We start from the raw sequence: 12130 nt of genomic DNA, 5'->3' as shown, positions 1-12130 counted from the left end.
GCAGCTGCAAAGTAATTAAGTTACCCAAGCTTATACTTTGCAGCCTGAAAATTACCTGCCCGATCCTTTGGCAGGCCATCCCAGGGGGGAGTTGAATGTTGGACAATCTGCCGCGCGGAACCATCTGTATCGAAGATATCGAAATGGGCATGGTGCGTTACCTGCGCAAAACCATCACCGATGAAGATATCGAAAAATTTGCCCAGGTCTCGACCGATCGCAATCCGGTGCATCTGGATGAAGACTATGCGCAAGACACTATTTTTCAGGGCCGTATCGCCCATGGCATGCTGACCGCAGGTCTGGTTTCGGCCGTGATCGGCGAGCAGCTGCCCGGCCATGGCACCATCTATATGAGCCAGTCGCTGAAATTCCTCGCGCCTGTCCGCCCCGGTGATTTGGTGCTTGCCGAGGTCGAAGTCACCGGCATTGAAATCGACAAACGCCGGGTAAAGCTCGACTGTCGCTGCATTGTGGATGGCAAAAAGGTGCTGGTTGGCGAAGCCACGGTGATGGCGCCGTCGCGCAAATTCGACTGAGCCCACGGCCACAAACAGCAGACATAGCTTTAGAACCGGTGGCCACTGTGGCCGCCGGTTTTTTGCAGGAATTTTCGTGATCTAGATCCGTATATAAGGACCCGGTGATAAAAGTGGCGGCGCGCCACCAGCGGATGTGGGACCGGGGATGCCATCCCCCGGCTCTGCCCAGTGCACCAGACATGACCCAAACGGGCCCTGCTCCTTGTCGTCTACGACGCCAGAAAGACTGGCGAAGGATCAATCGCAATCAGGCTGCCACAGCGGCTTTAACGGGTTCTGAATGGGGCGTACGCCCCCCACGCAACACCCCAGCTGCGGCACGGGCAAACCGCTGGGCTCAATCGCAACCCGCCCATCACCTTTTTAAAAATACTCCGGGGGAGCAGATCGCAGATCTGCGGGGGCAGCGCCCCCAATCTGAAACGGTGTTTTTCAATCCAGAGCGCTTGCACGGCGTGGCGCATGGCGCTAGGCATGCGCATATGCGGATCATTCGAGACTTCCAATTCGTCGAGCCCCGGGACAAGGGTGCAAGCGTCGCCATCGGCAATTTCGATGGCGTGCATCTTGGCCATCAGGCGGTGATCGATCTGGCCCGTCAGGCCGCGCCGGTTGCCCCACTGGGTGTAATGACCTTTGAGCCGCACCCCCGTGAATTTTTTGCCCCGGATGCACCACCGTTTCGCCTGATGTCAGCTGAGGCCCGCGCCTCGCGGTTGGAAAAACTCGGCGTTGAACTGCTGTATCAGCTGAATTTCAACGCAGCCCTGTCGTCGCTGTCACCAGAAGACTTTGCCCAAAATGTCATTGCTGATGGGCTTGGCCTGTCTCATGTGGTGGTCGGGGCTGATTTCTGCTTTGGCAAAGGCCGCAGCGGCACGGTGGAAGATCTGCAGCGTTTTGGCGATGCTATGGGTTTTGGTGTTACCATCGCGCAGTTGATGGAATATTCCGACAATACCGTTTCATCGACGGCCATTCGCAATGCGCTCAAAGAGGGGCGAGCGCGGGATGCGGCGCATATGCTGGGCCATTGGCACCGCATCGAAGGCGAAGTGATCGGCGGCGAACAGCGCGGCCGTGAGCTGGGCTATCCCACTGCCAATATGTCCATCGATGGGCTGCACCCGCCCAAGTTTGGCGTCTATGCGGTGCTGGTGGATGTGCTGGATGGGCCGCATCAGGGCAGCTACCACGGTGCGGCATCCGTTGGGGTGCGGCCGATGTTTGATGGTGATCACCCCAATATTGAGACCTTCCTGTTTGATTTCACCGGCAACCTTTACGGGGCAACGCTCTCGGTTGCGCTGGTGGAGTATCTGCGACCGGAGTTGAAATTTGACGGGCTCGATGCGCTGATTGCGCAGATGGAGGCTGATTGCCTGCAAAGCCGGGCGATCCTGGCAGCCCTATGAGTGCAACACGCAAACCTGTAATCCAGCGTCAGGGTCTGGCGCGGGAGTTCTGGAAAAAGAAACCGCTGGCCAAACTGTCAAAACCCGAATGGGAAGCGCTCTGTGATGGCTGCGGCAAATGCTGTCTCAACAAGCTTGAAGATGAAGACACCGGTGAGGTGGCGCTGACCTGCGTTGCCTGTCGGCTGCTTGATGATGACACCGGGCTGTGCAGCCAATATCCGATCCGCCATCAATTTGTGCCCGAATGCATTGTGCTGGCGCCAGAAAATCTCGACACCCACGCCTATTGGATGCCCGAGACCTGCGCCTATCGCCTGCTTTGGGAGGGCAAATCACTGCCGGATTGGCACCCGCTGATCACTGGCGACCCCAACAGCGTTGAGGCTGCGGGCGTCTCGGTGCGCGGGCGCACCGTGTCAGAGTTTGAGACCCCGATGGAAGAGTGGGAAGACTATATCATCAATGAGCCGGTCTAAAGCTACGCCCGGTCAGACGTAATTGCTGTACATAAAGCGATAGTCCGCCATGCTGTCGTAGCTGCTCCAGCCGCCTTCGAGGCTGATCACATGTATATCGCCGAAGAACTCAGCACGCTCTTTGATCTTTTCCGGATCATTAAAGGGACGGCGTTCCAGAGCTACCCCCAGATCATGCCAAAGGTTCACATTTTGCAGACTCACCCGCATCCAATCTGCAAACAGATCTTCCTGCGTCTGTGAAAATTGCACCAACTCTGCCTGATGGTACTGCAACCAACACAGCGCTGCTCTGCTCATCGTGGTGCGAACGTATGTATCCGCCATATACGCGTTGGCGCAGGCTGCAAGAGCAATCGCCATATTGCGCACAAGTGCAGCCTGTAGCGGCTCTGCATGGTCGATCGCAGCGATACACGCCAGCACCGGATCTGCATCCAAAGGGCTGTCGGGTTCGATCACGCTCGCAAATATTTTGCTCAGCGCCGCCCGGCTCTTCTCATTCCAGTCAGCACTATTGTAGCGGGCCGCACAATCGGCCAGCACGGCAGCGCCGAGCGGTTCATCAGGTGCAGAGATTGCCCCACCCTTTTGCAGATCCGCATTGCCTTGCCAAGACAAGGGCCGCAGCAGCGTGCTGTCTTCTGCAAGACGGAGCCCGGCAATCTGCGCAGGCAGCTCCGGCAATGGGGCAAGTTCAACGTGCGGCTTTGCCCCGGCGGGGGGCCATGTTTTCAACTTGCGCAGATAGGCAAACAGCTCGTCTGTGCGCGCATTGCCCGCGTCAACCGAAGCAATGTCGCCAAACCCCGCTGGATCCATCCGGGTTAGCGGCGTGTCGCGAAACGACACCCCCGTCACATCACAGGCCAGCCGCGGCATGCTGCGGTTTGGGCGCAGCGGGGTCAGATCTTCGATCTCTGAGCCATCAAGATACAGGTCATACAGTTTGAAGCCTGCAATCGGGCTGATATCGCGCACCTTGGTCTCGGCGAGGTAGACATACTGCAGCTTGCGCAACGTAGCCAGCGGGCTGAGATCTTCGATGGGGCAGCCGTTCATGCTCAAAGTTGTCAGCCTGGGGCTGCCAACAAGTGGCGACAGATCAGAGACACCAGTGCCATCACAGCGCAGCCGGGTCAGTTGCTTGGCCGCGCTGAGCGGGCTCAGATCTGATACCGAGGTGAAGCTTGCGCTCAGCTCTCCCAGGCTCTTGTGGCTGGCCAATGCATCAAGGGTGTCAATCTGCGTGTGATCCAAATTCAGCCAGCGCAGGCGCGAGAGCTTTGCCAGTGCCGAGATATCGCGCACAGGCGTATTGTTGAGCCCCAGCGAACGGAGCTTCTTGCATCCTGCAAGCGGGCTGATGTCGGCCACCTGACTGCCAGAGATGCAGAGTTCGCTGAGTGATTTCATATTGCGCACAAAAGACAGATCATCGATCTGCACATTTTGCAGCACCAGCGTTTCAAGTTCGGTGAGCACGGCAAGCGCGGACAGGTCACGCACTTTGGTGCCGCTGAGAAAGAGCTCTTTCATGTCTCGAAACTGCGCCAATCGCGAGACATCTTTCACGTTGGTTTGGGTCAGGCTGACGGAATGGAGCGCCCCCAGCTGATCTATGGTTGCGGGCAATTCCGTTAGGCTGCTGCGGTCGCCCGGCACAAATTCAAGCAAGATAGCCCGCTCGCCCCCTGCGTATTCACTTGTGAAACGAAAGGGGTCTTCACGAAACGCGACATTCCAATCGGTGAGAAACTCTGGGTTATTCATTTTAGGGGCTCAAATCACATTCTGAAATATGAATGACATTAAAACCCATCTGATCTGCCGCAAGCACGAAACGCACACATTCTGGTGATGTCTCTCCCTCTTTTGATGCAAAGACCGCCCCACGCGCCAACCGTCCCGCGCCGGTCAGAGCGCCCTTGCATCCCCACAAACCGAGGCACCGGCGCGTGAAAACCATCTTGTTGACGCACACAATTTTGCGAGCGCTCACGCAGGATGAAGAAATCAATAGGCTTTCAACTTTGCGCTCATGGCTTGCCGTGGTAAGCGGGGCTTACGCATCACGAATCTGTCACAATCTGCTATAGCTGCCGGGGATACAGCCCATGCCAACCTTGACCGAACCCAAGCTCATCTCTGGGAACGCGAACCTTCCGCTTGCCGAATCGATTGCCCGCCGTATGAGCCTGCATCGCGGCGTTGATCAGGGGCTTGTTGACGCCCGTGTCGAACGTTTCAACGACGGCGAGATCTTTGTCGAAGTGTTTGAAAACGTTCGCGGCGAAGACATGTTCATCATTCAGCCGACTTCAAACCCGGCCAATGACAACCTGATGGAGCTGTTGATCATTGCTGACGCGCTGCGCCGTTCTTCTGCGCAACGTATCACCGCAGTGATCCCTTACTTTGGCTATGCCCGTCAGGACCGCCGCACCAAGGCGCGCACGCCGATTTCCGCGAAACTGGTCGCCAATATGCTGGTGGAAGCTGGTGTTGAGCGCATCCTGACCCTTGATCTGCACGCAGCGCAGATTCAGGGCTTTTTCGATATTCCGGTGGACAACCTGTATGCCTCGCCGATCTTTGCGCTGGATGTGAAAAACCAGTTCAAAGACCAGATGGACGATCTGATGGTGGTCTCGCCTGATGTGGGTGGTGTTGCCCGCGCGCGTGAGCTGGCAAAACGCATCAATGCGCCATTGTCGATCGTCGACAAACGCCGTGAAAAAGCCGGCGAAGTGGCCGAGATGACCGTGATTGGTGATGTCACCGACAAGATCTGCCTCATCGTTGATGACATGTGCGACACTGCTGGCACCCTGTGTAAAGCGGCGCAGGTGCTTTTGGACAATGGTGCCAAGGAAGTACACGCCTATATCTCCCACGGGGTGATGTCTGGCCCGGCGGTTGAGCGGGTGTCGAACTCGGTGATGAAATCGCTGGTTCTGACCGATTCCATTCAGCCCGCAGAGCCGGTACTGAACGCGCCAAACATCCGCATCCTGCCCACCGCGCCGCTGTTTACTCAGGCGATCCTGAACATCTGGCACGGCACATCGGTGTCTTCGCTGTTTGAAGACAAGACGCTGATCCCGATCTATGAGCACCTGACTGCAAGTCGCTAAGATCCACAAGTTTCTCTGCAAGGTCGTCCCCATTGGGGGCGGCCTTTTTTGTTTGGGGGCGCAGTTTTTTTGAGGGTGCGTTGCAGTGTCAGTCCTGTTGCAGAACACCCAGTGCCGCTTCGTGGAGTGCTGGGGTGGCGCTGGCAACAATCGCACCGCTGGAGTTCAGCCCAAGCGATCCCCCAGCCCAATCAGTGATACAGCCTCCTGCCTCAGTGACAATTGCAACAAGTGCGCAGATGTCATGGGCATTCAGATCGCCACCGTTCAGGCAGAGATCGACCTTGCCCGCCGCAAGTGCCCCATAGGCGGGCGAGCCCGCGTCAAAAGCAGCCCCATCCGCGCAGGCGCGCAGCCGTTCATAGGCCGTTGCCTCGGGGCCTTCAAAACTGTTTTGATTAGCAAGCATCACCAGAGCGCTGGATAGATCGCGTTGGTCGGACACCTGAAGCCTGCGTGTGTTGAGCCAGGCCCCTTGCCCGCGCACGCCAAAAAAGCGTGCATCCATCAAGGGCAGATCCATCATACCCAGAATCGGCTGCCCGCTGTCATCACACAGCGCAATCAGCGTCGAAAAATTTCCAAGCCCCATGCCATATTGACGGGTGCCATCAATTGGATCCAGCACCCATGTGTAGCTGGCCTCGCCCGCGCTATGGCCAAATTCTTCACCCAGGATCGCGTGACCGGGAAAGCTCTGTTGCAGATAGGTGCGCCAGCCCCGTTCAATCGCAAGATCCGCCGGGGTGAGGAAGCTGTGATCAGCTTTGAATTCAACATCCTTGGGCGCAAGCCAATATTTGCGCGCAATGGGGCGGGCCATATCCGCCATGTGATGCGCTGCCTTCAGCGCTGCTGACATATCCAGATCGTTCATGAAACATCCCCTCGTGATCCGCGCCAGCTAAAGGCGGCAGCCCACAGCGGTCAACACGCAGAGCAGAGGTTCAAAAAAACTTCACAAACCAACTGCCGGCTAGGTGAAACGGTGGTCAGCCGGGTCAGTCCACATCCCAATCATCAGCAAAGGGCAGCTCACCAATCGCCAGCCAATTGGCGCGCACCCGGGCAATACGGCTGTCGGACCAGGTGCGAAACACGATCTCAAACCCTTCCGTGGTGATCGCTTCGGCCTGGATATCAGCGCGGATTGCTGCAGTGGTTTCCATATCCCAGAGCGAAATCGACACCTGCACTGCGGGCGGGTGGGCAAAGGGGCTGGCAAAACGCACGGGTTCGCGCCGCTCACGCTTGCCTTTACCGGTCCACATGCTGCCGCCGTTTTCAAACTCTGAAAACAGCATCAGGTCTCCCTGATCAATGCCGGTACGGGGATTGCGTAGTCGTTGCATACAGGTGTCAGGCTTCCAAAGTGTCACAGCGGGTGGCTCAAAAGATGCCACTACTGCGCCGGGTAGCGCAAGCCCGGCCTGATGATGCCACCGCAAAAGATCAGCCCGCAGACAGAAAAGCCGGGCGCAGCACGCCCGGCTGATAGCAACTAGATTTGATTGTACTTATGCGACTGAGCGCAGGTTGATCTGTTGTTCCACCTGGAAATGCGACACCAGCTCTGCAAGCCGCATGGCATCACTGTTGAGCAAACGACTGGTGGAGGCGGATTGCTCTACCAGGGCTGCGTTTTGCTGCGTCACCTGATCCAGCTGGATCATGCCAGTGTTGATTTCCCCAAGGCCCAGGGATTGCTCGGACGCGCCTTCGGCAATGCCGCTGACCAGCCCTGAGATTTCGCTGACCTGCGCCACGATGGTCTGCAGCGCCACACCGGCCTGATCCACCAGTTTGGCCCCTTCATCGACCTGCTGCGAGCTGTTGGAAATCAGGGTCTTGATCTCCATTGCCGCATCAGATGAGCGTTGTGCCAAGGCGCGCACTTCTGACGCCACAACCGCAAACCCCCGGCCTGCTTCGCCTGCGCGTGCGGCTTCAACACCCGCGTTCAGCGCCAAAAGATTGGTCTGGAACGCAATGTCATCAATCACCGTGATGATCTGGGAAATATGGCCCGAGCTTTTTTTGATTTCCCCCATCGCAGCCATGGCGTTTTCGACCACTTCGCGATTGGTCACCGCATCGGCGCTGGCGTTTTGCATGGTGCCTTCAACGCTGCGCGCATTGTTGGCGGCGCTGCGCACGCTGGCGGTGATCTGATCCAGCGCGGCGGCGGTCTGTTCGAGCGTGGCGGCCTGGCTTTCGGTGCGTTGCGACAGATCTTCAGACCCGTGCGAAATTTCCGCAGCGCTGTTTTTCATTGAGCCCGACGCGGTGGCAATCTGGGTGATGGTGTCGCCCAGCGTTTCCAAAGTGTGATTAAAGTTATCCCGCAGCTCTGCATAGGCGGCTGGCAGATCTACTTCGATGCGGGCGGTCAGATCCCCCTCCGACAGTCGTTTGAGCCCACGGCTGAGTTCGGTAACCGCCTGAGATTGCTCATCAAGCTGGCGGGCGGTTTTTTCCTGATCAGCCCGTTGTCTTTGCTGAATGCCCTGACCAAAGTTTTCGACCGCGCGCAGGATATCCCCGATTTCATCCTGACGCGCCTCGTCGGTTGTGGTGCCTGCGCTGTTTTTGCCAGCGTTGAGAATGCTTGCGGGCACCCGGCGGATTGGGCGGATAATGGTGCGGGTGACTGTGGTCAGCGCCGCCAGAATGCTGACAATTGCCACCGCGGCCAGCACCCCATATGAGATCTTCTGCACGCGCTTCTGATCTGCGGTTTCTGTGCGGATCATCTCGTCATTGGCGGCGATTTGCAGGGTAGAGATCTGCGCCAGAAGTTCTGTGAACTTGATGCTGGCATCATCCAACATGTGCTGGATCGCCTTGCTGCGTTGCTGTTCTTCAAAGCGGAAGTTATTGCGGGCCGCAGAAAAATCCCCCTGCCGCGCCAGGCGCAGCGTACGGCTGTTGGCAACAGTATAGAGCGAGACCAGACGATCAATCTGCCCGGCGGCACGGGTGAGATAGGTGATATGCTGGGTCAGTTCATCCTGTGCGAGCTCGGTGCGTTCCAGCGTGTAAGAGAAGCTGAAAATCGAGTTCAGATAGCTGCGCGCGGCCTGCTGAAACTCTTGCCGCAGGGCAATTTCCCCCGCCACATCCAGCCTGTCTGCCGCCAGATTGTTGCGGCGCGTGGCCTCGGACTGGCGCAGGGAGCGGTTTACATCCAACAGAGCGCGGGTCAGATCACCACTGATGCGCATCAGCTCCTGATCGGCCTGCACCACGGTTTTCTGATGCGCCAGCAATGCGCCCGATTGCTGGCCTGCGCGTTCGACAAAGAACAGATTGATGCCCACAAGCACCAGCATCGGAATGGTCACCGCCGTCAAAATGCGACCGCCGAGCCGCATCTGAAACAGTTTGCGCGATAGTTTAACAGCAATATCAGACATATAAGCCTCCTTTCTGGTCACACCTTTGACCGCGATGCCATGGCTTCAACCAGAAGCCGGGCATAGGTGATTGAGTTGTAGACATCCGAAGGGGTTTTGCCGCCCTGATAGGGCGCGATGATCACGGTTTTGCCAACCCGCGCGCTGTGCATCATCGCCATAGTATCGGCCAGTGTGCGCGACAGCACCCGGATGACTTCGGCGGGTGTTTTGGCGCCCTCTTTGCTGGAAGGAACCGAAATGCCACCTTTGACCTCGTAGCTTTGATCCTGCTCGACCAGGGACTGCATGGCGGCAATCAGATCAAGCGCGGCCACATAGGCATCATTTGGGGTGCGCCCGGTGCTGTGAGGGTGGGCTACATCTTCAATCGTCACACCCTTGGCGGCAGCAAGGGTTTCGAGATTTTGTGAGATCGACGCCGCGACGCGGTAGACATCATTGGGCACGGTTGCAGGCACCCCAAGCGCATCCAGTTCAGCCGAGATCTGCATCAATTTGGCATAGACATCTGCAGGTTTTTTGCCGCTGGGCAGCGGCGCGGTGATATCAGAAGCGGGCAGACCATAGGCCGACCGCAGCGCCTGCACCTCCATCAGCATCTGGGCCATGTTGTCTTTGACCTCTTGTGGGGTGACCTGATGCACGGTGGCCGGGGCCAGGCTGTTGCTGTTGAGCCCGTTCATAAACCGCAAGAGCTGCACTTTGCGCCACTGGTCGCGGATCTGAAACAACACATGGCGCGGCGCGGTGGAGTATTGCATCGTCTCTACCGGGGCGGCTTTGGAGAAGTTTTCCGCGTTCAGCTGCTGCAGCTCCTGCAGGATTTTATCGGTAACCTGAAACACATGGTTGGGGGTTGCTTCCTGAGCCAGAAGGGGCGCGGTCCAGCCAATAAAGGCGGCCGCTACAACAGCAGAAACTTTGCGCATCAGCACTACTCCGGGTGGGGTTAATGACGATTTCCGTCGAAATAAATTCCCCCCGAGCCGTAAAATCCAGGCGTTAAGCTAGAGTGAATTCGAAGATATATTTTTTCGCGAATATTTTCAAAACAGCAGGTGCGGTCGATTTAATCGTTACGAGGCAAAATATACATTTTATATGTATAGATTTCACAGCGTCGCATCATCAATATGCATTTCTTGAAATTCAAAGCGGCACCAAATCATTTAATCAACGCGCGAACCGCAGCGATCCGGGCGATTTACAATCAAATAAACATCATAAAAATCAATAAAATAGGGAAGCATCAGTATAAAACGTTCGCCCCAGCGGCGGATCACTGCAATTGCGGACCACAGCAATTAAGGAACATATTGAAGTTACCTTTTAAATCTGATGATGATTTACTTTTGCAATTCTCAAATCAGCCAAGGCACCCAAATCAATTCAAAGGACGCATTGTTGCAATTAACTCAACCGCTTTTATTCCAAACTTGCGCATTTCCGAGCGATTAAGAATGGTGCCATTTTCCGCGAGATACATCCAATCGGTGACATTTAATTTATGACCGCCCGATTCTTCGGGAAGAACGATCGTATAGGTGAGCATGGCGGTGGAGCCTGACACCACGCCTTTGCCTTCGCCCACGATGTCATCGGCGGTGGCGGTGAAAGTGTTCCCCTCCCCCATTGTCAGCTGCCATTCGCGGCTTTGCTGTTTGCCGTTGGAATATGTGAACTCTTCGCGCAGTGTGCCGGTATTTCCCTGCCATTCGCCGGTCATTTCAGCCACAAAACTGTTGGTGACACGGCCATCGGGGCCGAAAATCAGCCCTTCGGAAACCAAGGTGCCTGAGAGCTGCTCTTGCAAAGAGAAACTGGCGGGCTGGCTGGCATAGTCTTCGGGGGTTTGCGCCCCAAAGCTGAAGAATTGCACCCGGATGATGCTGGCAACAAGCAGGAGGAGCAGAAAGAGGCTGAGGATTTTCATGGCGTAAGCTCCGATTTGGGCAGTGCCAGCACAAGGGCAAAGGCACCAAGTTTCAAGATACAGGGGAGGCCTGCGTAAAGAAGCGTGAGGCGCAATAGCGCGGCGGCGTCATTTTCAGCGCCGGGGGTGAAACCGCCCTGTTCCAGCAGCGGCAGCACCAGAAAGGCCGCCAGCGCCAGCGCGAGTTTTCCAACAAAGGACCAAAAGCCAAAGGCGGTGCCTGCGCTGATGCCCGCGCGCGCCAGCGAGAGCGAAAACATCAAAGGCAGCAGCACCATATCCGCACCAAGCGCCGCGCCGGACGTCAGGCAGATCAGGGCAAAACCCAGCTGATCACCGGGGCTAAGAAAGGCTGCCCAGACAAAGGATATAATCGCCAGCGGCATGGCAATCAGCAGCGCTGAGCGCGGGCTGTGGCGCGCGGCCAAGCGGCTCCACAAGGGAACGCTGAGCGCGGCTGCAAGAAAGAACAGAACCAAAAGCGGCCCCGCCTGCCCTTTTAGCTGCAGGCGGTCTTCGACAAAGAACAAAAACAGGGTTGATGTCACCGCCACCGGCAGCGAATTGATCAGTGCAATCAGCAGCAATCGCAGCGCGCCCGCATCCATCAGCCGGGCAAAAGACAGGGTATCGCCCAGCTGCGGTGTACGCCGCCAGATCGGAGCAGACAGCAGCAGCGTTGCCAGCGCCAGCGCACCAAGCCAGAGGCCAAAGCTGTGATAGCCACCCAAGATGGCCGGGGTGATTGCCGCCAAGATCACCCCGGTGAGCATCCCCGCCTCGCGGTAGCTTGCAAGTTGCAACAGCGCAGGCTCCGAGGTGTCGCGTGCAAGCGTGATGCTGCGCCCATAAAGCAGGATCATGCCAAGGCTATAGGCCGAAAACAGCAGTACCAGCACGCCCGCCACCTGCCACAACACCCAAGGCCCCGCCTCAAGCGCAAACAACATGGGAAACCCAACCATCAACCCAAGCGCCGCAAGTGCCGCAAACTGGCGCTGCACTGCGGGCCAGCGATCCACCATCCAGCCGATGGCGGGATCCTGCAACAGATCCAACAGCCGCAGCACCAGCAACAGGCTGCCCAGCGCCCCAAGGCTGATGCCAAGGTCCACCGAGGCAAAGCGCGGCAGATGGATATAAAGCGGCAATCCAGCGGCTGCGAGCATGGCGGCATAAAGGCTGACCCGGGGCAGAGTGTTCAT

The 12130-nt window shown here is 57.2% G+C and carries 11 protein-coding genes; 4 read left to right on the top strand and 7 right to left on the bottom strand.

The genetic code is table 11. The features are described 5' to 3' along the window. Positions 1–95 precede the first annotated feature (95 nt). From GG681_RS11440 to GG681_RS11430, 3 genes are all read left to right on the top strand, one after another. Positions 96–539: a MaoC family dehydratase gene (locus GG681_RS11440; protein WP_153548143.1), complete on the top strand. Its 444-nt coding sequence runs from the start codon at positions 96–98 to the stop codon at positions 537–539. A 485-nt stretch (positions 540–1024) separates the two neighbouring features. Beyond that, positions 1025–1957, top strand: a complete 933-nt coding sequence (locus tag GG681_RS11435) for a bifunctional riboflavin kinase/FAD synthetase (RefSeq protein WP_153548142.1) — start codon at positions 1025–1027, stop codon at positions 1955–1957. Next, positions 1954–2436 carry a YcgN family cysteine cluster protein gene (locus tag GG681_RS11430; protein ID WP_153548141.1) on the top strand — a complete coding sequence of 161 codons (483 nt, stop codon included), beginning with the start codon at positions 1954–1956 and terminating at the stop codon, positions 2434–2436. The genes GG681_RS11435 and GG681_RS11430 overlap by 4 nt, the downstream gene beginning before the upstream one ends. Before the next feature lie 12 nt (positions 2437–2448). On the opposite strand, the gene GG681_RS11425 is transcribed toward GG681_RS11430, so the two are convergent. Next, a complete protein-coding gene (locus GG681_RS11425; RefSeq protein ID WP_153548140.1) occupies positions 2449–4209 on the bottom strand; it encodes a leucine-rich repeat domain-containing protein in 1761 nt (586 codons plus the stop codon). 344 nt (positions 4210–4553) lie between these two features. On the opposite strand from GG681_RS11425, the gene GG681_RS11420 reads away from it, so the two are divergent. Then, entirely contained in the window at positions 4554–5573 is a 1020-nt protein-coding gene (locus tag GG681_RS11420) for a ribose-phosphate pyrophosphokinase (RefSeq protein WP_153548139.1), read from the top strand. Positions 5574–5661: 88 nt separating this feature from the next. Here the strand turns inward: GG681_RS11420 and GG681_RS11415 are convergent, their stop codons facing one another. The 6 genes from GG681_RS11415 to GG681_RS11390 all read right to left on the bottom strand — a co-directional run bounded on the left by GG681_RS11415 (position 5662) and on the right by GG681_RS11390 (position 12130). Beyond that, the gene (locus GG681_RS11415; RefSeq protein WP_153548138.1) at positions 5662–6450 is read right to left on the bottom strand and encodes an inositol monophosphatase family protein; all 789 of its coding nucleotides are present in this window, start codon (positions 6448–6450) and stop codon (positions 5662–5664) included. A 124-nt stretch (positions 6451–6574) separates the two neighbouring features. Continuing rightward, positions 6575–6925, bottom strand: coding sequence for an H-type lectin domain-containing protein (locus GG681_RS11410; protein WP_153548137.1), 351 nt, complete (start codon positions 6923–6925; stop codon positions 6575–6577). A gap of 165 nt (positions 6926–7090) precedes the next feature. Further along, complete coding sequence (locus GG681_RS11405; protein ID WP_235899905.1) at positions 7091–8989, bottom strand: methyl-accepting chemotaxis protein; 1899 nt, start codon at positions 8987–8989, stop codon at positions 7091–7093. A 17-nt stretch (positions 8990–9006) separates the two neighbouring features. Next, complete coding sequence (locus GG681_RS11400; protein WP_153548136.1) at positions 9007–9921, bottom strand: hypothetical protein; 915 nt, start codon at positions 9919–9921, stop codon at positions 9007–9009. 455 nt (positions 9922–10376) lie between these two features. Continuing rightward, positions 10377–10925 (bottom strand): DUF3833 family protein, encoded by a 549-nt coding sequence (locus GG681_RS11395; RefSeq protein WP_153548135.1) that lies wholly within the window; start codon positions 10923–10925, stop codon positions 10377–10379. Beyond that, positions 10922–12130 (bottom strand): MFS transporter, encoded by a 1209-nt coding sequence (locus tag GG681_RS11390; RefSeq protein WP_153548134.1) that lies wholly within the window; start codon positions 12128–12130, stop codon positions 10922–10924. The genes GG681_RS11395 and GG681_RS11390 overlap by 4 nt, the downstream gene beginning before the upstream one ends.

This window comes from Tritonibacter aquimaris, assembly GCF_009617595.1.
Lineage (GTDB): Bacteria > Pseudomonadota > Alphaproteobacteria > Rhodobacterales > Rhodobacteraceae > Epibacterium > Epibacterium aquimaris.
Note: the sequence above shows the minus strand (reverse complement) of the source record. Positions and strands in the feature narration are given on the sequence as shown.

What these genes read in the sequence shown, in the direction of transcription:
- GG681_RS11440 (WP_153548143.1), top strand. Translation starts at nt 96, where the DNA reads ATGTTGGACAATCTGCCGCGCGGAACCATCTGTATCGAAGATATCGAA.
- GG681_RS11430 (WP_153548141.1), top strand. Translation starts at nt 1,954, where the DNA reads ATGAGTGCAACACGCAAACCTGTAATCCAGCGTCAGGGTCTGGCGCGG.
- GG681_RS11390 (WP_153548134.1), bottom strand. Translation starts at nt 12,130, where the DNA reads ATGAACACTCTGCCCCGGGTCAGCCTTTATGCCGCCATGCTCGCAGCC.
- GG681_RS11435 (WP_153548142.1), top strand. Translation starts at nt 1,025, where the DNA reads ATGCGGATCATTCGAGACTTCCAATTCGTCGAGCCCCGGGACAAGGGT.
- GG681_RS11425 (WP_153548140.1), bottom strand. Translation starts at nt 4,209, where the DNA reads ATGAATAACCCAGAGTTTCTCACCGATTGGAATGTCGCGTTTCGTGAA.
- GG681_RS11410 (WP_153548137.1), bottom strand. Translation starts at nt 6,925, where the DNA reads ATGCAACGACTACGCAATCCCCGTACCGGCATTGATCAGGGAGACCTG.
- GG681_RS11400 (WP_153548136.1), bottom strand. Translation starts at nt 9,921, where the DNA reads ATGCGCAAAGTTTCTGCTGTTGTAGCGGCCGCCTTTATTGGCTGGACC.
- GG681_RS11420 (WP_153548139.1), top strand. Translation starts at nt 4,554, where the DNA reads ATGCCAACCTTGACCGAACCCAAGCTCATCTCTGGGAACGCGAACCTT.
- GG681_RS11395 (WP_153548135.1), bottom strand. Translation starts at nt 10,925, where the DNA reads ATGAAAATCCTCAGCCTCTTTCTGCTCCTCCTGCTTGTTGCCAGCATC.
- GG681_RS11405 (WP_235899905.1), bottom strand. Translation starts at nt 8,989, where the DNA reads ATGTCTGATATTGCTGTTAAACTATCGCGCAAACTGTTTCAGATGCGG.
- GG681_RS11415 (WP_153548138.1), bottom strand. Translation starts at nt 6,450, where the DNA reads ATGAACGATCTGGATATGTCAGCAGCGCTGAAGGCAGCGCATCACATG.